General features: G+C 40.5%; 21 protein-coding genes and 1 tRNA gene. 7 read left to right on the top strand and 15 right to left on the bottom strand.

Annotated features, from left to right (window positions below; translation table 11 throughout):
* The first annotated feature begins 79 nt into the window (after positions 1 to 79).
* Positions 80 to 1,594, top strand: coding sequence for a carotenoid oxygenase family protein (locus C4S61_RS10405; protein WP_103924739.1), 1,515 nt, complete (start codon positions 80 to 82; stop codon positions 1,592 to 1,594).
* On the opposite strand, the gene C4S61_RS10400 is transcribed toward C4S61_RS10405, so the two are convergent.
* The gene (locus C4S61_RS10400) at positions 1,591 to 2,499 is read right to left on the bottom strand and encodes a patatin-like phospholipase family protein (protein ID WP_103924738.1); all 909 of its coding nucleotides are present in this window, start codon (positions 2,497 to 2,499) and stop codon (positions 1,591 to 1,593) included. The genes C4S61_RS10405 and C4S61_RS10400 overlap by 4 nt on opposite strands.
* Positions 2,500 to 2,686: 187 nt before the next feature.
* On the opposite strand from C4S61_RS10400, the gene C4S61_RS10395 reads away from it, so the two are divergent.
* From C4S61_RS10395 to C4S61_RS10385, 3 genes are all read left to right on the top strand, one after another.
* Positions 2,687 to 4,060 carry an NAD(P)-binding protein gene (locus tag C4S61_RS10395; protein ID WP_103924737.1) on the top strand — a complete coding sequence of 458 codons (1,374 nt, stop codon included), beginning with the start codon at positions 2,687 to 2,689 and terminating at the stop codon, positions 4,058 to 4,060.
* Positions 4,061 to 4,124: 64 nt separating this feature from the next.
* Positions 4,125 to 9,263 (top strand): adenylate/guanylate cyclase domain-containing protein, encoded by a 5,139-nt coding sequence (locus C4S61_RS10390; protein WP_103924736.1) that lies wholly within the window; start codon positions 4,125 to 4,127, stop codon positions 9,261 to 9,263.
* A gap of 318 nt (positions 9,264 to 9,581) precedes the next feature.
* On the top strand, positions 9,582 to 10,343 hold the full coding sequence (locus C4S61_RS10385) for an EcsC family protein (RefSeq protein WP_103924765.1): 762 nt from the start codon (positions 9,582 to 9,584) through the stop codon (positions 10,341 to 10,343).
* Positions 10,344 to 10,372: 29 nt separating this feature from the next.
* Here the strand turns inward: C4S61_RS10385 and C4S61_RS10380 are convergent.
* A tRNA-Gln gene (locus C4S61_RS10380) sits at positions 10,373 to 10,445 on the bottom strand.
* Positions 10,446 to 10,767: 322 nt separating this feature from the next.
* Here C4S61_RS10380 and C4S61_RS10375 point away from each other — a divergent pair.
* Positions 10,768 to 11,010: a hypothetical protein gene (locus tag C4S61_RS10375; protein ID WP_103924735.1), complete on the top strand. Its 243-nt coding sequence runs from the start codon at positions 10,768 to 10,770 to the stop codon at positions 11,008 to 11,010.
* 51 nt (positions 11,011 to 11,061) lie between these two features.
* Here the strand turns inward: C4S61_RS10375 and rplI are convergent, their stop codons facing one another.
* The 4 genes from rplI to C4S61_RS10355 form a co-directional block, all read right to left on the bottom strand.
* A complete protein-coding gene (gene rplI / locus C4S61_RS10370) occupies positions 11,062 to 11,505 on the bottom strand; it encodes a 50S ribosomal protein L9 (RefSeq protein ID WP_103924734.1) in 444 nt (147 codons plus the stop codon).
* Between the two features lie 39 nt (positions 11,506 to 11,544).
* Entirely contained in the window at positions 11,545 to 11,796 is a 252-nt protein-coding gene (gene rpsR, locus C4S61_RS10365; protein WP_092729973.1) for a 30S ribosomal protein S18, read from the bottom strand.
* Positions 11,796 to 12,161, bottom strand: a complete 366-nt coding sequence (gene rpsF / locus C4S61_RS10360) for a 30S ribosomal protein S6 (protein WP_103924733.1) — start codon at positions 12,159 to 12,161, stop codon at positions 11,796 to 11,798. Before rpsF ends, rpsR begins: the two co-directional genes overlap by 1 nt.
* 143 nt (positions 12,162 to 12,304) lie before the next feature.
* A complete protein-coding gene (locus tag C4S61_RS10355) occupies positions 12,305 to 13,234 on the bottom strand; it encodes a hypothetical protein (RefSeq protein WP_103924732.1) in 930 nt (309 codons plus the stop codon).
* A 27-nt stretch (positions 13,235 to 13,261) separates the two neighbouring features.
* Here C4S61_RS10355 and C4S61_RS10350 point away from each other — a divergent pair, with 27 nt between their 5' ends.
* Positions 13,262 to 13,852, top strand: coding sequence for a class I SAM-dependent methyltransferase (locus tag C4S61_RS10350; RefSeq protein WP_103924731.1), 591 nt, complete (start codon positions 13,262 to 13,264; stop codon positions 13,850 to 13,852).
* Here C4S61_RS10350 and C4S61_RS10345 read toward each other — a convergent pair.
* Both C4S61_RS10345 and apaG read right to left on the bottom strand, forming a co-directional pair.
* Complete coding sequence (locus C4S61_RS10345) at positions 13,841 to 14,644, bottom strand: O-methyltransferase (RefSeq protein WP_235009924.1); 804 nt, start codon at positions 14,642 to 14,644, stop codon at positions 13,841 to 13,843. The two genes, C4S61_RS10350 and C4S61_RS10345, sit on opposite strands and share 12 nt — an antisense overlap.
* Positions 14,622 to 15,008: a Co2+/Mg2+ efflux protein ApaG gene (apaG, locus tag C4S61_RS10340; protein WP_103924729.1), complete on the bottom strand. Its 387-nt coding sequence runs from the start codon at positions 15,006 to 15,008 to the stop codon at positions 14,622 to 14,624. The genes C4S61_RS10345 and apaG overlap by 23 nt, the downstream gene beginning before the upstream one ends.
* Positions 15,009 to 15,066: 58 nt before the next feature.
* Here apaG and ung point away from each other — a divergent pair, with 58 nt between their 5' ends.
* The gene (gene ung / locus C4S61_RS10335; protein WP_103924728.1) at positions 15,067 to 15,729 is read left to right on the top strand and encodes a uracil-DNA glycosylase; all 663 of its coding nucleotides are present in this window, start codon (positions 15,067 to 15,069) and stop codon (positions 15,727 to 15,729) included.
* Positions 15,730 to 15,763: 34 nt separating this feature from the next.
* On the opposite strand, the gene lepB is transcribed toward ung, so the two are convergent.
* The 7 genes from lepB to C4S61_RS10300 all read right to left on the bottom strand — a co-directional run bounded on the left by lepB (position 15,764) and on the right by C4S61_RS10300 (position 23,533).
* Positions 15,764 to 16,840 (bottom strand): signal peptidase I, encoded by a 1,077-nt coding sequence (gene lepB, locus C4S61_RS10330; RefSeq protein WP_103924727.1) that lies wholly within the window; start codon positions 16,838 to 16,840, stop codon positions 15,764 to 15,766.
* 15 nt (positions 16,841 to 16,855) lie between these two features.
* Positions 16,856 to 17,578 (bottom strand): 4-hydroxy-tetrahydrodipicolinate reductase, encoded by a 723-nt coding sequence (dapB, locus tag C4S61_RS10325; protein ID WP_103924726.1) that lies wholly within the window; start codon positions 17,576 to 17,578, stop codon positions 16,856 to 16,858.
* Positions 17,578 to 18,186: a DUF5683 domain-containing protein gene (locus tag C4S61_RS10320; RefSeq protein ID WP_235009922.1), complete on the bottom strand. Its 609-nt coding sequence runs from the start codon at positions 18,184 to 18,186 to the stop codon at positions 17,578 to 17,580. The genes dapB and C4S61_RS10320 overlap by 1 nt, the downstream gene beginning before the upstream one ends.
* Positions 18,187 to 18,190: 4 nt before the next feature.
* A complete protein-coding gene (locus C4S61_RS10315; protein WP_103924725.1) occupies positions 18,191 to 19,102 on the bottom strand; it encodes a ParB/RepB/Spo0J family partition protein in 912 nt (303 codons plus the stop codon).
* A 2-nt stretch (positions 19,103 to 19,104) separates the two neighbouring features.
* Complete coding sequence (locus C4S61_RS10310; RefSeq protein ID WP_103924724.1) at positions 19,105 to 19,887, bottom strand: ParA family protein; 783 nt, start codon at positions 19,885 to 19,887, stop codon at positions 19,105 to 19,107.
* A gap of 196 nt (positions 19,888 to 20,083) precedes the next feature.
* On the bottom strand, positions 20,084 to 21,874 hold the full coding sequence (yidC, locus tag C4S61_RS10305) for a membrane protein insertase YidC (RefSeq protein WP_103924723.1): 1,791 nt from the start codon (positions 21,872 to 21,874) through the stop codon (positions 20,084 to 20,086).
* 39 nt (positions 21,875 to 21,913) lie between these two features.
* Complete coding sequence (locus C4S61_RS10300; protein ID WP_103924722.1) at positions 21,914 to 23,533, bottom strand: CTP synthase; 1,620 nt, start codon at positions 23,531 to 23,533, stop codon at positions 21,914 to 21,916.
* Between the last annotated feature and the right edge of the window lie 261 nt (positions 23,534 to 23,794).

Raw genomic sequence — 23,794 nt, 5'->3', positions numbered from 1 at the left:
AGTTGATTTTTTAGCGGTTTTACTATTCCCAAAATACTATTTCTTCAAAAAGAGTATATTGGTTTATAAATACAAAAATATGTCTGTAATCCAGTCTTTCGGTCCAACTTCAAATGCCTATCTCAAAGGTAATTTTTCTCCCCAAGTACATGAGGAGGAATTTAATGATCTAAGAATTGAAGGGATTATTCCTCCCGAATTGAACGGAAAAATGCTGATCCGAACAGGCCCAAATCCAAGGTTTAAGCCACGTGATATGAAATACTATCATTGGTTTGATGGGGATGGAATGATGAATGCATTTTATTTCGAAAACGGAAAAGTGAGGTATAAAAACCGCTTTGTGCAAACAAAAAAATGGAAACTGGAGGATAAAGCCGGGAAAGCGCTTTTTGGTGGAATCCGATCCGGGATGTCAACTTCTTTTTCAGGGTGGATTGCACTGAAGTTTGGCTTTTTTAACCTGCTCAAGCTTGGTGTCCGAACCATTCTGGGAAAAGGGCCCAATCGATCCCAATATGAAAGCATTGCCAGTATTCTAAACGCAGCCAATACAAATGTATTGAAGCAAGGAGATAGGCTATTAGCCTTGGATGAGATTGGTCAGCCTTATGAGATCAACGCTGACATGCAGACTATAGGGATCTATAATTACGAAAACAAGCTCAAAGGCCCTTCTATCGCACATCCGCTCACGGATTTTTTTACCAATGAGACTTTCACAATGGGTTATAATGCCCTCCCTCCCTTTTTTCAATATTATAAAATAGATGCTGCAGGCAAGATCATCAGCTATGAGCCAATCGATGTTCCTTACGGCGTGATGATGCATGCTTTTGGATTGAGTGAAAATTTTGTCATGTTTTATCATATGCCGGCTTTATTTGACATTAAGAATGTCGGAACTAGAGAGCCATTTCGATGGATGCCGGAGAAAGGTGCTCGGTTGGGTGTCATGCCCAGAAATGGAAAAAATTCGGATGTTAAATGGTTTGAAATTCCCCTATGTTGGGTTTTTCATAATATGAATATGTACGAGGAGGGAGATTGGCTGGTGACAGATGTGGCCAAATATTCCAGAATTCCACTTCTTGATTTAGGGACGGAAAATCCAAGTCCCCCGTTTTCATTGGATCCTGTAGCAATCTTGGTGAGATGGCGTTTGAATAGACTTACCGGTGAGTTGAAAGAAGAGATTCTTACTGAAAAGCCAGTAGAATTCCCCAACATGGATGAGCGATTTGCTACAAAAAAACATGCGCATGGTTATTATGTCAGATTGGAAAATGGGGAGCAAAATGATGGACTCTGGAATACGTTGATTCATCATAATTTTGAAACTGGCAAAGAACAACGCTACTGGTTTGGTGAGGATTGCTACACCGGGGAAGCGGTGTTCACTCCAAAACACGCTGATTCTCCTGAGGGAGAGGGGTATTTGATGAATGTCGTATACGACACGAAGGAGAATAAAAGCCGCCTGACAATATTTGATGCCATGGAAGTAGACAAAGGGCCAATCGCCACGGTCCATTTACCAAGAAGGATCGAGTATGATTTTCATGGCAACATTGTGGAAATTCAAAAATCCTAGGAGCATTCCGATAGCATAAGGCTGGTTGTAGGTTTTTTATCGGGCCAGTTTTTCAAGAATTCTTCAGTAGCATTTTCGCCTTGTTGCATTAACGCCAATCTTTGTTCTTTTGAGATAGAAAAATCCAAAGCGCCGATTCCAAGATCATCGAGGAAGACCGTTCGATTATCGTCCAGGGGTTCGGATTTGATCTGTACATACAAACCATTTTTCAAGGATGCAATAAAGTGTTCTTTATACGAAATCAAGTTTTTGATAGGCTTCGCCTTTCGCTCAGGATCAGTCAGGAAAAATCCAATGGTGTTTTGCGGAGGATGTTTTTTGTCAAATTCACTGATTGCGTAATTGCGCATCAACCCGCCATCCACATGAAGATCACCCTTGTAATATTTGGCTTCGAAGAATAATGGAACCGAGGAGGATATTCGCATTGCTTCAGCTACTGGCATATTTGGAGTGCATGTATGTGAAAAAATGACTGACTTGTTCTGTGTTAGATTTGTCCCCACAAGTCGGAGATCCTTATATCCCTTTTCTTTAAAATCCTTGAAGGTACTTTTTCTATTACCTGTTTTTCTTTCGATGATATCTTCAAAAAAAGACTCCATTTTATCCCCTTTGTTCCACCCAAAACGAAAGAAAAAGCGCCAAAGTCCCAATAGGCCGCCATCTTTAAATGTGTTGAAAGGAGCATCGATCAGTATGGTTTTACATTCTTCCGCCGAGTAACCCAGTGCAATCATGGTGGCGGAAATAGTACCTGCGGAGGTTCCGCAGACCCTTTTGATCTGATGAGCAATCTTGTAATCTTCCAAAATTTTCCAGGCGCCTTGGTATGCAGTTCCCAATACACCTCCACCTTCGAAAACTACATTCTCAAAAGGATATTTTCGCTCGATTTCCATAGGTATTAGATAAAAATATGTATTTTTCTATAGGATTATTGTAATAATTCAAGCCAACTATTTTCAACTGTTTATTGAACCAAAGAATTGAATCGATAGACAAAATACCCGAGCCGAGGACGGCTCTGTTTAGAAGTATTCCATTTCACTTTTGTTAAGATAGCAGACTTTACCTTTTATTTCAACCATGGCAAAAATTTCAAAAAGTAGCAGAATTTGTATAGTCGGGGCAGGTCCCAGTGGATTATCCGTTGGGTATTATTTGCAAAAAGCCGGCTACACGGATGTGACCATCCTGGAGAAGCTTCCAGAAGTTGGTGGATTGTGCAACTCCATTACGTATGAACAAAAATCTTTTGACCTGGGAGCAAATTACCTGACTCCTGCCTACAAAAAAACTTTAGCAATTGCCAAGGATGTAGGAGCGAAACTTTACACTGAGACCAAAGCAATCTGTTATGATCCCAAAACTGATAAATACAGAACCATACTCCAGCATGTCACAAAGAATGCATCGTTTTTCAGTTTTGCATGGCAATCCCTACGGTATTTTATAGAACGAAAAAGGGCTCAAAAGCATTTGCCCGTAGCGGGATTTGCAGGGGTAAGCCAGCATCCGGAGATCGCCTGTACATTTAAAGAATGGCTGAAGGATAAGAAGCTAACAGCACTCGAGCCTTTGTTTGAGATTCCCATTTCCTTGATGGGATATGGGAGGTTGGACGAGATTCCTGCACCCTATGCCTTGACCTACATGAGTATTCCGACATTCTGGAATATGCTGGTATTCGGGGCTGGATTGCCCACCCGATGGCCAAAACGGTTTATCTATGGTTTTCAGCGATTTTGGCAGAAAGTAAGTTGGAATCTGACAGTCATCAAAAGCGCCGAAATAAAAAAAATAGAACGGGGCAATGAGGTTATTATTCACTTTGACGTCCCTGAGCACAATATGAATGATAAAAATACAAGAACTGAAGTACGGGAATTTGATTATTTGATCGTAGCAGTCCCACTGACCTTCAATATTGTATCCAATCTTTTTTCAGATAAGCTAGACCTGGGGAAACCCTGTTCACTTACTGATCAGGAAAAGCGCCTCTTTGGCAAAGTAGTCACTAATCCATATTGTATGACTACGTTTATAATCAAAGATTTGTCCTTGAAAAGGAGACTTATAAATATTCTTCCAGTTCAGAAAATTGGGTATCCCTATGTCGTCACTCAACAGTTTCCGGGCAATCCCTTGGTTTCATTTTATTCAAGAACTACGGAAAGGGACCAACCTGACAGAAAGGGGATCATCGCTGCGGCTGAGGCTTTAATTTTAAAATGGGGTAGAGTCGTTTCGGAGGATGATTTATTCACTCATGACCGCTGGACCTATTTCCCTCATGTTCCTGTCCTTGCCATCAAAGAGGGGTTTTATGACGAGCTAGAGGCGATGCAAGGCAAAAATAACACGTTCTATGTAGGTGGATTGATGGCTTTTGAATTGATTGAGCCTATATTAAATTATTCGGAAAATCTTGTCAAGGTGCATTTTACAGGCAAAGAATAATAGTCTAAGTAGGTCTAAATTGCTCAATGAGGTGTATTTTTATTATTAATTAAATCAAGGTATAATGGAAGTTTTGGAAGGGTATACTTTTAAGGATAGTTTATATAAAAGCGAAAATTCTGAGATTTTTCGAGGAGTCAGAAATACCGATGGCCTTTCAGTGGTAATTAAAACAACCCGCAGGAGTTTTAACTCTTCCAGGGAAACCAATCGATTGAGGCATGAATTCAGCATTGGGCAATTGCTTTCGGGATCAAACACTATAAACTACCTCGAACTCCTTTTTCAAAATGATACGTACTACCTTATTTCTGAAGATATCGATGGAATAGTCCTTAAAAACCTCATCGGTAAGCATGGGATGGACTTGGGTGAGTTTCTAATTATTTCAAAAAAAATAGCTGAGGCTTTAGGTGATATTCATGCCCAGAATGTGATCCACAAAGATATTAACCCTACCAACATTCTGTATTTACCCACTTTAGGTGAGATCAAAATCATTGACTTTGACATTTCCACCTCAATGAAAAGGGAAAATCAAGAAGGAGGTGCTGTTAATTTATTGGAGGGGACTTTGGATTACATTTCACCGGAACAAACCGGAAGGATGAATCGCACGATTGATTACCGTAGTGATTACTATTCACTTGGAATTACATTTTATGAAATGCTCACCGGAGTTACTCCATTTTCCTCAAAGGACAAACTTGAGTTGATCCATGCTCACTTAGCGATAGAGCCAAAACCGATTCATAAAGTTTCACCCAATGTTCCGGAAATGCTATCTCGAATCGTTTCTAAGCTGATTTCAAAAACAGCTGAAAAACGTTACAAGAGTACTTTCGGACTATTACAAGATTTGAAAAAGTGTGAAGAAGCGCTCCATTCGGACAAAAAAAACAAACTATTTGAACTGGGGCAACAGGATATTTCGAGCAGGTTTTACATCCCTGAGAAATTGTACGGAAGAGAGCAGGATGTCAAAATTTTGATGGACACTTTTGACAGGGTGTGTGAAGGTCGCCGGGAAATCTTAATGGTCAGAGGGTACTCAGGCGTCGGAAAATCTGCATTGGTTCAGGAAATTCACAAACCTGTCATTGCTCGTAAAGGGTATTTTATCAGTGGTAAATTTGATCAATACCAGCGAAATCTGCCTTACAGTGCCTTGATAGCTAGCTACAAACAGCTGATTCAACAGTTTCTCACAGAAGGAAAAGAAAGTCTGGACGCTTGGAAAGAGAAGTTTTTGAATGCCTTAGGACCAAATGGGCAATTGATCATTGATGTGATTCCTGAGCTCGAACTCATAATTGGAAAGCAAACTCCACCTCCTGTGATTAGAGGCGAGGCTGAAAGGAATAGATTCACACTTGTTTTTCGGAATTTCATAAAAAGCTTAACCTCTGCTGAGCATCCGCTTGTGGTTTTTTTGGATGATATGCAATGGGCGGATAGTGCTACAATCAACCTGATCCAAAACTTACTTCACGTCACTGTTCACGAAGAAACCAAACATCTCTTTCTAATTGGTGCGTACCGGGATAATGAGGTGACGGAGGCGCATCCGTTGAGTCTCATGTTTGATCAGGTCAGAGCGTTCGGAGTAGAAATAAATGACATTACACTATCACCACTAGGCTACCAAGACCTTCAGCAACTCGTAGCTGATTCCCTTGAGAGTTCGATGGATAAAATAAATCCGCTTGCCAGGATTATTTTTGATAAAACAGCAGGTAATCCATTTTTTATCAACCAATTTTTTAGCTCACTTTATGACGAATCACTGCTCTCATTTGACAGTAAAACTGCCACTTGGATTTGGGATATAGAAAGAATTAAAGAAAAAGGTTTCACAGATAATGTGATAGACCTGATGTCTGCCAAAATAAAAAAACTGGATTTTACTACACAGAATGTTCTGAAAATTGCCTCTACGATTGGGCTTAGCTTCAAGGTCAATATGATTTCAGAATTGCTGGGTAGAAAAGAAGAGGAGGTAAAACGTGATTTGTCTATCGCTGTTGCGGAGGGGTTGGTTATTCCAAATGCATATTCGGAAGAAGAAATTTCAAAATATAAGTTTTTGCATGATCGTGTTCAGCAAGCTGCTTATATTTTACTCGATTCGAATGAATTGCTAACGACCCACTATAAAATCGGAAGGCTCCTCCTGAAAACGACCAATCCTAAACAAGAGGAAGCCCTATTTGACATCGTAAACCATTTAAATTTTTCCAAATCCCTTATCATAGACCCAAAGGAGAGAATAGATTTAGCTGCCTTAAACAGAAAGGCTGGATTTAAAGCAAAATCTTCCAATGCTTATGAAGCAGCGCTGGTATACCTTAATACAGGGGTTTCACTTTTGCCGGAAGATGCCTGGAACAACCATTATGAACTCGCACATGGATTGTATGCAGCTTCTGTAGAGGCAGCTTTTCTGAATAAAGATTTTTCTCAAATGGAAGACAAGCTGTCAGTAGTGGAGCAATCTTCTAAAGAACTGATTGATAAAATCCCTTCACTTGAAATTAAAATCCAAGCCCTGGCTGCAGAATCCAAACTGTTGGAAGCCATTCAAGAAGCCACGTCAGTTTTGGCACTTTTAGGAGTGAATTTGCCCAAAAATCCGGGCAAATTGGATATTATGAAGGGACTGATCGAAGCTAAGTGGGCCATAGGCAGGAAAAAACCACAGCAGCTACTGGAATTGCCAGAGATGAGTGATCCTCTAAAGCTGGCGGCTATGCGGATCCTCATTAGTACTACTTCGTCAGCCTTTCTTGCCATGCCCAGTATGTTTCCACTTATTGTTTTCAATTTAGTGAAGCTGTCACTCAATTATGGCAATTCTAAGTATTCCACCTATGGGTATGCCACCTATGGATTGGTGTCCTGTGGTGCTTTGGGTGATATGCAAAGTGGAAATGAATTTGGAAGATTGGCGCTTCAATTGATGCAGAAATATGACGCATCGGAATTGATGGCCAAGGTATACTTTGTTTTTTACGCCTTTATCTATCAATGGAAAAATCCCCTGAAGGACACCAAGCAATTCCTGCTCGAAGGCTATAAAAGTGGCTTGGAGACCGGAGATTTTGAATACGGCGGTTGGAACGCTTACCATTATTGCAGTTATGCATTTTTTGCAGGTGAAGCACTTGAGATAACTTCTCAAAATCTCCTAGCAATGAGAGAGCAAAGCGAAAAATTAGGAGTAAATCAGGTGACTTTACTGATCGATGTTTTTATACCTGTTCTGAAATCACTGAGTGGAAATATTACACCTGAAGAAAGCCTGGTCTCCGAGAACTTTACTGACCATCTGATGCCGGTGTTTAAAACGTTGAAATACACCACAGCTATTTTTGAAAGAAACCTCATGCTGGGGATGTGTAATTATTATTTTCGGAGATATGATCAGGCAAGAAGGTACTTTGATGAGGCAGATCCATTGATTGAGTCGGTCGTAGGAATGGAGTATACGCCTCAATTTTATTTTTTCGCAGCATTGACACTCATCCAAACAGCAGATTACTATCCCAAGAGTTTTTCAAAAAAATTCAAATTATACAGTGGTAAGCTGAAAAAGTGGGCTAAAGATTCACCAACTAACTATCTCCATAAATATGAGCTGGTAATGGCCGAATATTACAGACATAGGGGACACAAGGCTAAAGCTGAAGATTTTTATTGCCAAGCTATTGACCATGCCCATACCCAGCGATACCTCAATGACGAAGCGATCGCCACGGAATGTGCTGCAGAGTATTATCTCTCCCAATACAAAAAAGATATAGCTCTGACCTACATCATCAGGTCAAGATATACGTATTTGAAATGGGGAGCAGAAGCTAAAGTCGATCAACTGGACTTGTTATATCAACAACAAATCAATTTAGCCTTCAAGTCTACTTCTGACTTTAGAAAAAGATATTCAGAAAGTTCCCTGTCTACCACTTTTGCTGATACGACCACAGATGCGGTAGGAGTGGATATTCTTACCGTAATAAAAGCCTCCCAGACTATTTCAGGAGAGATTGTCTTGGAAAACCTCCTGAGGAAGTTGATGGTACTATTAAATCAAAATGCAGGGGCTGAGAAAGGTTTTTTGTTTTTAGAAAACAATGGAAAGCTGTTTCTGCAGGCGGAAAGTTCAAATAAATCTGATGAAGTCAAAACATTACATGCTCAGCCCTTGGAGAATTGTGGAAAGCTTGCTGAATCTATCGTCAAATATGTAGCTATTACTAAGGAAACAGTGATTTTGGATGATGCATTCGAAAGTACTCTTTTTGTCAATGATGAATTTATCAAAACCCATAAACCCAAAAGCATTCTTTGTGCTCCTTTTCTTAACCATGGCAAAATTCAAGGGATTATTTATTTGTCAAATGATCTGACAACTGGGGCATTTACTGAAAAAAGACTTGCTCTACTCAAACTGCTCACAGCCCAAATTGCCATTTCCATCGAAAACGCCCTGTTCTATGACCAATTAGAACAAAGAGTGTCCGAACGGACAAAGGAACTACAGGAAGAAAAGAAAAAATCTGATGACCTCTTACTGAATATTCTTCCACAGGATATTGCCAATGAGCTGAAACAAACAGGACATTCCAAAGCAAGGAGTTACGACCAGGTGAGCGTGATGTTTACAGATTTCAAAGAATTTACCAGGCATAGCGAGATGCTAAAGCCAGAGGAACTAGTCGCGGAAATTGATTTTTGCTTCCGCAAATTTGATCAAATCATCACAAAGCATAAACTTGAAAAAATCAAGACGATAGGGGATGCTTACTTATGCGTAGAGGGAATTCCAAAAATAGCCGATGGCTCGGTTGACAATGTTATTCTTGCAGCATTGGATATTATGGACTTCATGTTGGAACTTAAAGAGGCAAGATTAAAAGAAAATAGAAGTTTTTTTGAATTAAGAATAGGAATCCATACTGGCCCTCTGGTTGCTGGGATTGTGGGGATGAAAAAATTTGCCTTTGACATTTGGGGAGATACTGTGAATACCGCGGCCAGGATGGAACAAAGTGGAGAAGCCGGCAAAATCAACATTTCTCATTCCACCTATAACTTGATCAAAGATAATTTTGAATGCGAATATAGAGGCGAGATAGATGCTAAAAATAAAGGTAAACTGGAAATGTATTTTGTTAAAGGCAGAAAAGACTCTGTCACTGCTTAGTCAAACCATTAGAGACTCTATAATGAAGATAAACTGCTTCAAATTCAGTCGCTACGATAGGAGTCAGCTTGGATATGCTAGCCTTGGTATCCAAAAAGCCTGATTTTTTGCGCCAAAGGTTCTTTCCGATATTCGTCGGGATAGACTCATACAAAACCTAATTCATATATCGGATTAATCTTACAAGGAAACCTAAAGAGCGTTTTGAAAAAAGATGCATAGGTCTTTAGCTTACTACGGGCAGTGATGAAGATGAGGAAGTATTCAAGAATTGGCAAACACCAAAAATAAGATTTATTTATCTATAGAATGAAAAGGATGGATTCATATCAGCACTACATTGATGCGGAAGTTGGGCTTTGGCTGTATGAGTTAAAAAAACCTCCTGGCTTATTCAGTCGGATGACTCATGGGGTACAAGGCAAGATCAATTCGATCATCCCTGAAAAGATCCATAAAGCCATAACAGTTGCAATTGAAAATATGGTGAAAGCCGTAATCACAGGTTCTGCTTGGATCGTTCCAAAAGCAGACCAAAGCCTGAATCTTATGATTCGTGAAAATAGGGTTCGGGAGCGAATCAAGTGGTATCGAAATACAGCTTCTGCTGAGGGGGCAATTACCGGCGCAGGTGGGATTTTATTGGGATTCGTGGATTTCCCTGCTTTTTTGACAATCAAGATGAAAATGCTGTTTGATATTGCAGCGCTCTATGGTGCGAATACCAAAGATTATCATGAGCGCTTGTTTCTGCTTTACATCTTTCAGCTCAGCTTTTCAGACCAAAAACGACGAAATGAACTGGTGGGGTTGATTGAAAATTGGGAGGATTTCCGAAACGACTTGCCCAAGGAAATGAAAGACTTTGACTGGAGGACATTTCAATTGGATTACCGGGATTACATTGATTTGGCTAAGCTTGCTCAGCTGGTTCCAATCATTGGAGCAGGAGTGGGGGCAATCGCCAATTATAAACTTACCGAGCACTTAGGTCAATTTGCCATGAATGCCTATCGGTTGAGACTTTTAAAAATGAATCAAGACCATATTGATTCAACTGAGGTAAAGCCGATAAAATAAAAAAGCTTCCCTTGAACGGGAAGCTTTTGTTGGCCGACCAGGGCTCGAACCTGGACTCTTCTGAACCAAAATCAGACGTGTTGCCAGTTACACCATCAGCCAATTTTGATCATTAGAAAAACATCGTTTTTCTTAAAGTGTCACAAAGGTAGATTCTTGACTTATTTTTTCCAAATGGCCTGTTAAAGATTTTTGAAGTTGAGTCGTAATTTACTTGCATTCAGGTAGAAAAAGTGTTTCTGGGGAAGCGATTAGTATAACTCAGAAATTTACCCTAGGAGAAGTAAGACCTACGAATATATTAAGAACGAAATCGATTGAAATTTGTCTTTTTATTAACTTTTATCTAGTTGTATTGATTGAATGAAAATATTTGTATTGTTTTGTTTCAAATTTGAAAACTAAACTAAAATTATATTGTGCTATGAAGGCGGAAAAAATGGAAAAACTGGTGGCTGAAGTCATTGAAAAATTAGGGAAATTAAAGCATGCAGATTTGGCGGCTGATCTCAGTTGGTGTTGGGTAAGTTTTCAAAATGACCAAAATCCTGTCGGAGTCATTGAAAAGGCATCCCAAGCATTGGCTGCATTCAAAGGGGCTCGGGAGAAAAATGCAAAGTCAGTATCGAAAAAATTGGTAGAAGATCTGGAAAAAGCGTTGGCTTAAACCAAAAAAAGCTCGCTGTTTCAGCGAGCTTTTTTTGGTTTTAAGATTAATTTATTCTCCGGAGACAATAAACTTAACTTTTGTTTTTACTTCTCTGTGAAGATCAATGTCAGCTGAAAATTCACCTGCACCATTTACAGGTACTCCGATTGATATTTTCTTTCTGTCAATTACAAAACCCTGGGTAGCTAGTGCATCAGAAATCTGAAGCGTAGTTACCTTTCCGAAGATTTTTCCAGAATCGCCAATTTTAGCTTTGATGTCAAGGGTAACATCAGCAAGCTGTGCAGCAATATTTTCAGCTTCAGTTTTGATCTTTTCAGCTTTATGAGCTGCCTGCTTGATGTTTTCAGCAAGAATTTTTCTGTTTGAGTCTGTAGCCAAGACTGCAAAGCCCTGAGGAATTAAGTAATTCCTACCATACCCAGGTTTTACTACTACTAGGTCGTTTTTGTATCCAAGACCTTTTATGTCTGTTTTTAGAATGATATCCATTTGTAATGATCTTTTGTGATTGAACGATACAAGACCGAATTATTTCAAACCATCGGTTACGAATGGCAACAAAGCCAAATGTCTTGCTTTTTTGATAGCTTGGGCTACTTTTCTCTGGTATTTCGCAGAGTTACCGGTAAGTCTTCTCGGAAGGATTTTACCTTGCTCGTTTACGAATTTTAAAAGGAAGTTGGGATCCTTGTAGTCGATATACTTGATACCGTGCTTCTTGAATCGGCAATATTTCTTCCTGATTTCGCCTCTGTTGATGGGTTCGTTTACTAGTGTCATTAGGCTTCCTCTTTAACTTCTACTTTTTTGTTAAACTCTCCTTTTCTTCTTCTGTCAGCGTAAGCAATTGAATGCTTGTCCAACACAGTAGTCAAGAATCGCATCACTTTCTCATCGCGTCTAAGCTCAAGCTCAAACTTGCGGATGATAGTGGGATCGGCCTTGAACTCTACCAGCACGTAAAACCCTGTTGTCTTTTTTTCAATGGTGTATGCCATTTTTTTAAGACCCCAGTTCTCCACATTGATAACATCTGCCCCCTCTTCTTTTAACAAGCTTACAAACTTGTCGACGGTATCCTTCATCTGAACATCAGACAAAACGGGAGTTAAAATGAATACCGTCTCATAATTTCTTTGGAACATTTTTTTAATGTGTTTAAGGAATTTGAATAAACAGACCGCAAAAGTAGAGTAAATGCCGCTGTAATCCAAATCATTGTCGCGATTCCCTATAGCTATAAATCAAAAAAGCCTCCAAAAAGGAGGCTTTTTTGGGGCGCTTTTGATTATTTTACTGTAAAGGTCTTTGAACCAACCTGATAGTTGTCTACAAATATTCTTACCTCATGGTTTCCTGAGGAATAATCAGATCCTTTTTCATAATAGAATGTTAATTCTTGCTCCGAATTATCAAAAATAATGTCCTGTTTTACGGTGTAAAATTGTTCTACTCCATCGATCATGAAGGTGCCTGAACCTTTTGCCACATCGAAAATCGGCTGGGCGTTACCGTCCAATACTTGTACATAGACATTTCTTGGGCCTTTCTCAGCGACTTTGTTATCTGCGATGTTAAAGCTCACTTTCAGTCGTTCAATTTGTCGGTTTCTGAAATCTTTGGTCGTTTCGATTCGTTCTTTTCCCCGTGAATTTACAGCTGCAATGGTTATGTTTTCAGCTTTCAGCATCGAAGCAACGTCGACTTTGGCTTGCAGGTCTTGTTTCTGAATATTGAGTTGGACTACTTCTTCTTCAATTTCAGCCTGGGTGGTTTTCAAATCCTCGTTCTCTGCAAACAGCTGTTGGTTCGCCGCTCTTAATTCCAGGATTTCCTGATCTTTCTGAGCAATCAAGCCATTTAGATTTGTGATTTTCCCATTCAAAGCTGCAATTTCGGAGGAACTTCGTTGGCGGGTAGAATTTCGCTCTGCGATCAATTGGTCTCTCACTGCCTCCAAAGCTTGGATATCACCCCCAAGTTTTTCAATTTCTTGGATTCTGAGGTTGAGTTGATAGGTTACAGAATCCAGCCTTTGGTTCAACTCGTTATTTTCTGTTGAAAGGAGAAGTATTTCTTCGGTTTTTTTTGTCCGGTCCACATAGTCCGTGTAGAGCTTGATGCCGCTGATAATGACTAATAAAACAAGAACAATAATAATGATGTTCTTATTCTGATCTTTTTTTGAACCGGATTCCTTTTCGAAATTAGTGCTCATAATTTAAAATTGTTAAGGGCTTGTGATATGCAGAACTTAGACGAAGAATTCTGGTCTTCCCGTTACCAAAATGGATATACCGGATGGGACATTGGATTTCCTTCCCCTCCACTTTATCAATATCTTTGCCAACTTGATACTAAAACCCTTTCTATTCTCGTTCCCGGAGCCGGAAATGCCCATGAAGTAGCCTCAGCTTGGGATTTGGGCTTTCAAAACATTCATCTTCTGGATATTTCTATCCTTCCGATTAAGGAGTTTATCGATAAAAACCCTTCATTCCCTGCCAATCAAGTTTTTCATCAGGACTTCTTTGATCACACAGGAAGCTACGATCTGATTTTGGAACAGACGTTTTTCTGTGCACTTGATCCCAAGCTTAGGGGCAACTATGCGAAAAAGATGCATCAATTATTAAAGCCAAATGGAAGGCTGGTTGGGGTTTTGTTTAATAGAACGTTCAGCACGGAAGGCCCTCCTTTTGGAGGTAGTGAAGGTGAATATAAGGCGTATTTTGAACCGTATTTTGAGTTTGAAAAATTTGAACTTTGCTATAATTCCATCCCTGCGAGGATGGGTTCTGAGATTTTTATTAAGTTGAGAAAGTTAGATATCTAAGATTAAATCTACTTTTCCCCCCGGATATTCAAATAAAACTATCCCGCACTCGAAAAAGTCAAAAGTAAGTTTGACGCTGGGATTAGTTTTTATCTCTTTCCAGGCACGGTCCATTTCAGGTGTCCAATGAATGTCACCGATTGCTATTATTGTTTTGGGATGTGCTTTTTTAAGTATAGAATTAAAAGAGAAAATTGTGCCTTCGTAGGTATGATTTGCATCAATCAATGCGAAATCCACTTTTGGTATTTGGGATAGAAGGGTGGGGAGCGTTTCATGGATAGGTCCCAAGATAAATTCAGTATGATGGGGTTTTGGGTTGCGAGTGGCTACTTTTTGGATTTCCGGCGAACCCTCCAAAGTATAAAGTTTGCCTTTGGTAACTTTGCTAAGGTATCTGGTAGAAATACCCACACAGGTGCCCAGTTCAATCACTTGTTCAGCTGGAGTCAGCCTACAAAAAAACTGATAGAGTTGACAAAATTTAATTCCACTGGTTGAAAATCGGGTGATTTCTGCTACCTGCCGAACCGAATGAGGTGCTTTTTTTGATCCTGCACCCAGATCCAATACTTCAATCTTGGTATAGTCCTTCAATAGGGAATTCCTGAACAGTTCGAGCTCAAGGTTTCCTTTTTTCTTGGCTTTTAAAAATTGGATCAATCCGCTGTATAGGTCAAAAACAAAAGGCGACTGCTGACTGAACCGATCTTCTTTTTTTAACCAATAGCCAAAATACGCCTTGGCTAAAAAAAACCAATCCCTCAAATCAATTATGGAATATGTTTGCAATCATCTGAAATTCAGGAACCTCTACTTCGATAGATTTTCCGTCAAAAAGCTTTTCCATGGTATAGGACCCCTTCATTTTTCCCAGTCCGGATTTTAGATTACATCCCGAAACATAGGAATGTGAATCACCGGGTTCGCGAATGGGTTGTTGACCGACTACACCATTGCCCTCTACAATTTTGGATTCTTCGGCTGCATCAAAAATTTGCCATTTTCTTTTTAAGAGTTGATAGGTATGTTGGCTATTATTTTCAATAGTTACCTTGTATGTAAATACGTAATGATGCTGATGAGGACTGGAAAATTCCGCCTGATAAGTGACCTCTACGCATACCTTAATTCCTTCTGTAACTGAAATAACCATTGGATGATGAATTAAAAAGGGAGTTAATTTACATTTTAAAATGAATAAATCAATATAAATGCAAGTCAAAATTGAAGATAGTTGGAAAAAAGCATTAAGCGATGTTTTTGAAAAGAACTTTTTCCAACGATTAGTTTCTTTTGTTAAGGACGAATATCAGGTCAATCAGGTTTTCCCTCCGGGAAAAGAAATTTTCAATGCGTTTAATCACTGCCCTTTAGACGCTGTGAAGGTAGTCATTCTGGGACAAGATCCGTATCATGGTCCTGGTCAAGCCCATGGGCTTTCATTTTCTGTGAAACCTGGAGTGCCCTTTCCTCCCAGTCTTTTAAATATCTTTAAAGAAATCAAGTCGGACCTGGGAATAGACATGCCTCCAAACGGTGATCTGACAAGGTGGAGCAATCAAGGCGTATTTTTGTTGAATGCGACACTCACTGTACGGGCAAATCAAGCCGGATCCCATCAAAATCAAGGTTGGGAGACTTTTACGGATGAGGTGATTAAGATCGTCAGTAGCCAGCGGAGTAATGTTGTATTTATGCTTTGGGGGGCCTACGCTCAGAAAAAAGCGGAATTAATAGATGCAAACAAACATCTGATTCTGAAAGCTCCGCATCCCAGCCCACTCTCAGCACATCGGGGATTTTTGGGTTGCAAACACTTTTCTAAAGCCAATCAATACCTTGTAGAAAAGAATCTCCAACCTGTTATTTGGTAAAAAAAATCCCGATTAAATCGGGATTTTTTAGTGCTTAATTTATTCCTTTCAGGAATCTACTCCATCTGATTTTATTGAACATTGATTCGTATTTGTCCAGAGAGAGCCAAAGGAACCAAGCCTTGCCCACAATATGGTCTTCAGGGACAAACCCCCAAAATCTTGAATCCAACGAATCGTGGCGATTGTCGCCCATCATGAAATAATAGTTCTGCTTGAAGGTGTAACTTTCAACTTTTTGTCCATCGATTAAAAGCGTGCCTTCCTGAATTTCAACCGAATCATGACCTTCATATTTTTCAATTGTAAAACCATACCGCTGAACATTGTCAGGAGTCATTTCGATGGTCATATTCTCAGCAGGAATTTGTAAGGGACCGAAATTATCTCTATTCCACCCGTAATTTGCTCCCTTGGGGAAGATCAAGGTGTCATTTGCCCCCGGTTCTTCGATTCGTTTACTTATCGAGACGACTACCGGAGAGGTTTTGAGCCGTTCCATCATCTGATCGGTCCCGAAGACCAAATAGCCGGCTCCGTTGGTGAAGGACATAAAACTCTCCGGATTGATGTCATAATCCGCAAAAAAATCCACTGTCAATGGTCTATTGGTGATCAAATCATAGGAATATTGCATTTCCTCGGGATTTGGGGCATTCTCTCCATTGACGATCAGTTGCCCTTGTTTGACTTCTACGATATCCCCCGCAATGCCAACGGCCCGCTTGATGTAATTGGTTTTCAAATCGCTGGGGTATTCAAACTCAACAGGGTAATTGAATACTACCACATCATTTCGCTCCACATCACTAAAACCCGGTAGCCTGAGGTAGGGAATCTGAATGGCATCAGAATAAGAGGGGATTTCAGTTCCCCAGATTTTCTGATGGGTCAGGGGTACCTGTAGTGGGGTTTTGGGGATTCGGGTGCCGTAGTGCATTTTACTTACAAATAGAAAATCACCGACTAAAAGTGACTTTTCCATGGATGCCGTAGGTATTGTAAACGGCTCAAGTAAAAGCCAACGGATTAAGCTTGCTGCAACAACTGCAAAAACCAAAGCATCAACCCATTCCCGGGTAGCTGATTTTTTATTTTTAGATTGACTCATGTGCTCAAATTAATTTCAGAAAGATAGAAAATCATCCATGGAAAGTACTCCTTTTTTACCCTTGATCCACTCTGCGACCAAAACTGCGCCAAGGGCAAACCCCTGCCTGCTGTGAGCAGTATGGCTAATTTCAATTTGGTCAATTTCAGAACTGTAGCGAATAATATGAGTTCCGGGTGCTGGGTCAATCCGCTTTGAAGTGATAGGTAAAGTTTGTTCGTTTTCGGACGAGTGTCCGCTCAATTGCCATTCTTTCAGTTTATCCATATTTTGAATAATTCCCTCAGCGAGGGTAATTGCAGTTCCGGAGGGAGCATCTTTTTTTTCAGTATGATGGATTTCTTCAATGGAGGCAGAATAGCCACTCGTCTCATTCATCAGTTTGGCCAAAAATTCATTGACTTTGAAGAAAATATTGACTCCGATGCTATAATTGGAAGCGTAAAAAAAAGTACCATCCTGAGCTTTGGTCAAGGCTTCGATTTCTCCTTTTCTGGAAAGCCAGCCGGTAGTGCCGGAGACGACAGGAATTCCTCTTGTTATTGCCCAGGTGATGTTGTCCACTGCCGCTTCAGGTTGGCTGAATTCGATTGCCACATCTACTTTGGAAGGATCCAGAGTATTCAAGTCCTCACGATTATCGATGTTGATTTTTGCTGTAATGGTATGGCCTCGGGATTCAGCGATTTCGCCGATGATTTTCCCCATTTTGCCATAACCGAGGATTAAAATGTTCATTATTTAAGTTGAAATTTGAGGGACAGGCCCATTGTATTGCCTGAGGCTGCGAAAGTACCCACATTAGGTTCAATTTTCATGGATATGTCATCAGAAATATCGAACCCTGAAAGGTGTGCATCCACATTGGCATCGATCAGATTAAGTGCATAGATGGCGGCCAGAAGCAGAATCGTCATATCTCGATTTTGTCTCCAGTAATCAACGTTCCGGACCAAAGCTTCTCGATTTAGCGAAGGAAACTGGCTTCTATCCCCATCATCAAAAGCAAAAAGTGCTGTCCGAAATGTTTGGTATCGCTTGTTGTTGAAATTGATAAAATAGATGTCAGCCATGAAACCTGCGTAGAGAATGGGTACTTTCCAGGCTTTGTTATTATAGACTTGGCCTGCACCCGGCAAAATCGCTGAGAGTAAAGTGGCTTTCCTTGGGTTTTTGGGTAATGAAGAAAGATCCGGCCTTTCCACTTCCGGTGTTTCCACTTCTTCGGTTTCTTCTTGATTTTGAGAAAAGCTTGGGCCTGACCACAGAAATAACAAAAGCAAAATCCCCAAGGAAATCCATGGGGTCTTGTTTTTGATTTTTGAATGGAAATGAATTCGGCTCAAATTTTCAGATGATTTCGAGAATTTCAAGAATTCGATTGAGATCTGTGGCAGAGTTAAATGGTATTTTGATTTCTCCTTTGTTTTTCCCGTCTGCTTTTAATGCGACTTTGGTTCCAAAATGAGTTGCCAACCGTTGCTGTATTTTGTTCATTTCGTATTTCCGGACGGGATCAAGACCCTTTGAAGGCTTTTCCTTTTCTTCTTTTCTGGAATTAAGAGCTTTGACCAGTGCTTCCACATTTCTCACACTTAGTTCTTCATCGACAGCTTTTTTGAAAATAGCCAACTGCTTTTCCACGTCTTCGATATTGATCAAAGCGCGGGCATGTCCCATCGAAATCTGCTGATCCCGAATCGCAGCCTGAATTGTGGGTGGTAGCTTCAGAAGGCGCAGGTAATTGTTGACCGTTGTTCTGTTTTTGCCTACCCGATCACCAAGTTCCTCCTGCTTGAGGTTACACTCTACTAATAATCTTTGATAGGAATTAGCAATTTCGAGTGCATTTAGGTTCTCACGCTGAATGTTTTCGATCAGTGCCATTTCCAGCATTTGCTGATCATTTGCAGTTCGGACGTAGGCAGGGATTTGCGTCAATCCGGCAAGTTTGGATGCCTGAAATCGGCGCTCCCCTGAGATAAGCTGAAATTCGTTGGGTGCAAGTTTCCTTACGGTAATAGGCTGGATGATCCCTTGGACAAGAATCGAATCTGCAAGTTCCTGAAGTGTATTTTTGTCGAAATGAACCCTTGGCTGGTAGGGGTTTACCTGAATTTCGCTGAGAGGAATCTCAAAAATTCCTGTTTTGGCGATTTCGGGAAGGATTTCATTTGGTTTATGTTTTGCGGGGCTGTCTTCCAAAAGTGCCCCAAGGCCTCTTCCTAATGCGTTTTTTCGATTGGGCTTATTTTCTGACATAGTTACTCAGTCACTTTTTGATGACCATTTTTTTTAGCGATTTCGCCGGCAAGATTGAGATATGCAATTGATCCTTTTCCGTCTGCATCAAAGGAGATTACAGGCAATCCGAAACTAGGCGACTCAGAAAGACGAACATTCCTGGGAATAATTGTGTCAAAGACCATGTTTTTGAAATGAAATCTCACTTCTTCCACTACTTGATTGGACAATCTGAGGCGGACATCATACATGGTCAGTAGGATTCCTTCTATTTCCAAGTCCGGATTAAGTCGGGTTTGGATGATTTTAATCGTATTGAGCAATTTGCCCAGCCCTTCCAAGGCAAAATATTCACATTGCACAGGAATGATCACCGAATTTGCCGCAGTTAGCGCATTGATCGTGATCAATCCCAGTGAAGGGGAGCAGTCGATAATAATGAAGTCATAAAGATCCTTGAGGGAAGAGATCACTTCCTTCATTTTTTCCTCCCGGTTTTCCAGATTTATCATTTCTACTTCAGCACCGACCAAGTCAATGTGTGAAGGAACTAGATCCAGGTTTTCGAGTGAAGTTTTTCGGATTATTTCTTCGACTTTGACACCATCCACCATGCACTCGTAGATGCTGGCTTCAATTGACTTAGGGTCGTGGCCCAGTCCGGAAGTAGTATTAGCCTGAGGATCAGCATCGATGACCAGGGTTTTAAACTCCAAGACAGCCAAACTGGCCGCAAGGTTCATTGCAGTGGTAGTTTTACCCACTCCGCCTTTTTGATTGGCTATAGCAATTATTTTTCCCATGGTTTAATTAAGGGGTATTTTGATTCAATATTAATCAAATTCAGGTCGAAACTTGTGGAAGGTGGTGCTTTTTTGGAAAGGAACCAAAGTGAAAAATCGTTAATTCCTTCATTTTCAGCGAGGAGGGCTGATTATGATTTTTGACAATACCTAAAAGAACAAAAAATAAGGAGCCGTTGAAAGCTCCTTTTTAGAATTATTTTTTACGGGTATTATCTGCCGCTTTCATTGCGTCCTCCAGCCTTTGCTGAAACTTGGATTTCTTTTTATTGACATTTTTGGCTTTGCTTTCCTCCACTTTTGCTCTGATTTTTTTGTCATCTACGAATAGTTTAATGACTGCCTGCTGTCCAAATGTCACCACATTCGACACGAAATAATAAAAACTAAGTCCCGCAGGGTAAGAGTTGAGTATGAACATAAACATGACCGGCATGATGTAGCCAAGGTTTTTCATTGGCCCCGTAGCGGTTGTCAACTGATTGTTGAAATGGGTGTAAATGATCTGTGATACGGTCATCAGCAAAGTGAATAAACTGACATGAGAACCATAAAAAGGAATGGTAAACGGCAACTTGATAAACTCATCGAAGGTGGAGAGATCGTTTGCCCAAAGGAAGGATTCCTGCCGAAGTTCCACTGCATTGGGGAAAAAGAAGAACATCGCAAACAGAAAAGGCATCTGAAGTAATAGTGGAAGGCATCCGGAAATTGGACTTACCCCCAACTGCGAAAAGAGCTTCATTTGCTCCTGTTGCATTTTAGTGGCATCATCACCGTATTTCTCTTTGAGCTCGTCGATCTCCGGTTTGATCACCCGCATTTTTGCCATTCCGATGTAGGATTTATAAGTCAGGGGCGTGAGTGCAAGTTTGATGATCAATACGATCAGGATGATGATGATTCCATAGTTGTTGAAATACTTTTCCAAGAATTCGAACAGGTGAACAACGATGTATTTGTTGACCCAACTGACGAAAAAGTATCCCATATCTACATTTTCTTCAAATCCTTCTGTGACATTTTTGAGGGTTTTGTATTTATCCGGACCAAAATAAAAGCTGAGATCTGCTTTCCCATTTTGTACAGGTATAGTCAAGGAGGCCGACATGATCCGGACTATCGAAGAGTCCGCAGGTGTAGACTGGGCTATTTTTACATTTTGGAAGACGGAGTCAGCGATAATTCCGGCAGTGAAGAATCGTTGACTGAAGCCAATCCACTTCACGGGCTCAGAAATTTGTTCTTCTTCAGGATCATCTCCTGCACCCAGGTTGTCATAGGATTCTGAGGCAAGAAAATAATTGAGTTTTGTCTGACGTCGGGATTCTGCCAGATCTTTTTCCTGAGCTACTACCTGATCCTCCCACGTGAAGTTTAGGGAATTTCCTAAAAATACACCTTGATAACGGTCAATTTCAAGTGATTTTTTTACTTCATAACTTCCGTCCGCAATCGCATATTTCTTAATAATCTGTCCCGATTCAGATCCGGCCGTGAAGGTTAATACCTGAGTTTTGACCCCTTCGACTTCTTCCTCTGTGAGATTCGGAGTAAAGTAGAAATCCGACAAGCTTACCGGGCCTTTGGAGGTCTCCAAAGAAAAATCCATAACTGAACTCTTCTCGTCCAAAAGTGCCAAAGGCTCACTGTTCCAACTTTTGAAGTCCTTCAAAATCACTTCTTTTATCTGAGCGCCTTTGGTGGATAGGGTGATTAATACCTTATCGTTCTCTAGAGTCACGTCTTTATCCTCGCCAAGTGTCAGTACGGCCAACACACCGTACTGTGCGGTTCGCTGTATATCTACCAGGCTATCCGGAAGTGTTTCACTTGCAGATTTCTGGTTAAGGATTGAAGCAGGAGCTTCGGTTTGCTGCGGAGTTTCTTCGATAGGCGGAACTTCCGGTCCACTCGCAAAAAACAGGGAGTAGATTAAAATGACCGCTGCAAAAAGGATCAAACCTGTTGCTTGATTTTTATCCATAATTAGTTATTTCCACACCATCAATAGGGTGCAAGTCAATTACTTTACTTTTTTATTGTCAATGGCGGCCTGAATAAATCTCACAAACAAAGGATGAGGATTTAGTACCGTACTTTTATATTCTGGATGAAACTGAACGCCCACAAACCACGGATGGTTTTTGAGTTCAATAATTTCTACCAAGCCTGTATCAGGATTTTTACCGGCTGCGATCATGCCTTTGCTCTGAATCTGCTCGAGGTAGGCGTTGTTAAATTCATACCTGTGCCGATGCCGTTCCTGAATTTTGGTTTTTCCGTAGGCGATGGCGGACTTAGTTCCATTTTTGAGGTCGCAAGCATACGAACCCAATCGCATAGTTCCGCCCATTTGATCAATTTTCTTTTGCTCCTCCAGCAATGCAATAATCGGATGAGGAGTAAAAGGGTCCATTTCTGTCGAATTTGCATGCTCTAACCCCAAGACATTTCTTGCAAATTCCACTACTGCAACTTGCATCCCTAGACAGATGCCGAAGAATGGAATATTATGTTCACGGGCATATCGAACTGTCTCAATTTTCCCCTCAAATCCCCGCTCACCAAATCCCGGAGCCACCAAAATTCCATCCAGCTCCTTGAATTTACTTTCATAGTTGTCCAGATGAATTTCTTCTGATGAGATGAGTAACAGGTTTACTTTGCACTCTACGGAAGCTCCGGCGTGGGTAAATGACTCGATAATGGACTTGTAGGAATCCGGAAGCGAAATGTATTTTCCAACCAATCCAATAGTCACTTCCTGAGTTGGGTTTTTTAATTTCCCAAGAAAATCTTTCCAAGTTTCGAGGTCGGGGGATGTTTTGGTCGAAAGCTTTAACTTATTCATTACCCGCTCATCCAGCTTTTCCTTTTTCATCAAAAGAGGCACATCATAAATGGATTCGGCATCCATTGCTTCTATGACGCTGTTGAGTTGGACGTTGCAAAAAAGAGCCAACTTTTTCTTTACATCCAAGGGAAGATGATATTCTGTCCTACAAACCAAAATGTCAGGCTGAATTCCTGCCTCCAACAATTGCTTTACAGAATGCTGAGTTGGTTTGGTTTTAAGTTCTTTGGCAGCTTTCAGGTAGGGGATGAGTATCAGGTGAATGACCAAAAAATTATTTGGGCCCAAATCCCATCGGGCTTGACGCACTGCTTCTATAAAAGGTAAAGATTCTATATCACCGACACAACCGCCTATTTCCGTAATGACAACGTCATATTTTCCGTCCTGGCCAAGCTTATAAAAGTTGCTCTTGATTTCATCTGTAATATGAGGGATTACCTGAACAGTTTTTCCCAGAAATTCACCCTTTCGCTCCCTGGTTATGACATTATTATAGATCCGGCCTGTGGTGATGTTGTTGCTTTGAGAAGTAGACACATTAAGAAATCGCTCGTAATGACCTAAATCTAAGTCGGTTTCCGCACCATCATCAGTGACATAGCATTCGCCATGCTCATAGGGATTGAGTGTTCCCGGATCAATGTTGAGGTATGGATCAAATTTTTGGATAGTCACACTGAAACCTCTGGACTGCAACAGCTTGCCTAACGAAGCCGCAATTATGCCTTTGCCTAGAGATGAAGTGACTCCTCCGGTAATGAAAACGTATTTGGTGGATGAGCCCATAAGAATGGAGAGTGGGTGTTTTTAATTGGAATCTTATGGGATTCAAAATTAGGGAAATTTCCCGACTTGCCTTCTGATCTCTTTACTGATTTTTGGCTTTCTATGATTTTTGATTTTTTAGTTTAAAAGTTAAGGAAAAAGTAAATTGAGACAATATGTGTCAAAAGGTATTTTATTAAAAGGTTAAAACGTACTTTAGTATCGTAGAAACCGAAGCAATTTCTTATAAAAACTACAGTGCATTCTTGTGGGTTATTATAC

The organism is Algoriphagus boritolerans DSM 17298 = JCM 18970, from assembly GCF_900108085.1.
GTDB classification, from domain to species: domain Bacteria; phylum Bacteroidota; class Bacteroidia; order Cytophagales; family Cyclobacteriaceae; genus Algoriphagus; species Algoriphagus boritolerans.
Note: the sequence above shows the minus strand (reverse complement) of the source record. Positions and strands in the feature narration are given on the sequence as shown.

What these genes read in the sequence shown, in the direction of transcription:
- C4S61_RS10300 (WP_103924722.1), bottom strand. Translation starts at nt 23,533, where the DNA reads ATGGGCTCATCCACCAAATACGTTTTCATTACCGGAGGAGTCACTTCA.
- apaG (WP_103924729.1), bottom strand. Translation starts at nt 15,008, where the DNA reads ATGGTTATTTCAGTTACAGAAGGAATTAAGGTATGCGTAGAGGTCACT.
- C4S61_RS10350 (WP_103924731.1), top strand. Translation starts at nt 13,262, where the DNA reads ATGCAGAACTTAGACGAAGAATTCTGGTCTTCCCGTTACCAAAATGGA.
- C4S61_RS10375 (WP_103924735.1), top strand. Translation starts at nt 10,768, where the DNA reads ATGAAGGCGGAAAAAATGGAAAAACTGGTGGCTGAAGTCATTGAAAAA.
- C4S61_RS10315 (WP_103924725.1), bottom strand. Translation starts at nt 19,102, where the DNA reads ATGTCAGAAAATAAGCCCAATCGAAAAAACGCATTAGGAAGAGGCCTT.
- C4S61_RS10395 (WP_103924737.1), top strand. Translation starts at nt 2,687, where the DNA reads ATGGCAAAAATTTCAAAAAGTAGCAGAATTTGTATAGTCGGGGCAGGT.
- C4S61_RS10405 (WP_103924739.1), top strand. Translation starts at nt 80, where the DNA reads ATGTCTGTAATCCAGTCTTTCGGTCCAACTTCAAATGCCTATCTCAAA.
- C4S61_RS10310 (WP_103924724.1), bottom strand. Translation starts at nt 19,887, where the DNA reads ATGGGAAAAATAATTGCTATAGCCAATCAAAAAGGCGGAGTGGGTAAA.
- dapB (WP_103924726.1), bottom strand. Translation starts at nt 17,578, where the DNA reads ATGAACATTTTAATCCTCGGTTATGGCAAAATGGGGAAAATCATCGGC.
- C4S61_RS10355 (WP_103924732.1), bottom strand. Translation starts at nt 13,234, where the DNA reads ATGAGCACTAATTTCGAAAAGGAATCCGGTTCAAAAAAAGATCAGAAT.
- lepB (WP_103924727.1), bottom strand. Translation starts at nt 16,840, where the DNA reads ATGAGTCAATCTAAAAATAAAAAATCAGCTACCCGGGAATGGGTTGAT.
- rpsR (WP_092729973.1), bottom strand. Translation starts at nt 11,796, where the DNA reads ATGACACTAGTAAACGAACCCATCAACAGAGGCGAAATCAGGAAGAAA.
- yidC (WP_103924723.1), bottom strand. Translation starts at nt 21,874, where the DNA reads ATGGATAAAAATCAAGCAACAGGTTTGATCCTTTTTGCAGCGGTCATT.
- rpsF (WP_103924733.1), bottom strand. Translation starts at nt 12,161, where the DNA reads ATGTTCCAAAGAAATTATGAGACGGTATTCATTTTAACTCCCGTTTTG.
- C4S61_RS10400 (WP_103924738.1), bottom strand. Translation starts at nt 2,499, where the DNA reads ATGGAAATCGAGCGAAAATATCCTTTTGAGAATGTAGTTTTCGAAGGT.
- C4S61_RS10390 (WP_103924736.1), top strand. Translation starts at nt 4,125, where the DNA reads ATGGAAGTTTTGGAAGGGTATACTTTTAAGGATAGTTTATATAAAAGC.
- C4S61_RS10385 (WP_103924765.1), top strand. Translation starts at nt 9,582, where the DNA reads ATGGATTCATATCAGCACTACATTGATGCGGAAGTTGGGCTTTGGCTG.
- ung (WP_103924728.1), top strand. Translation starts at nt 15,067, where the DNA reads ATGCAAGTCAAAATTGAAGATAGTTGGAAAAAAGCATTAAGCGATGTT.
- rplI (WP_103924734.1), bottom strand. Translation starts at nt 11,505, where the DNA reads ATGGATATCATTCTAAAAACAGACATAAAAGGTCTTGGATACAAAAAC.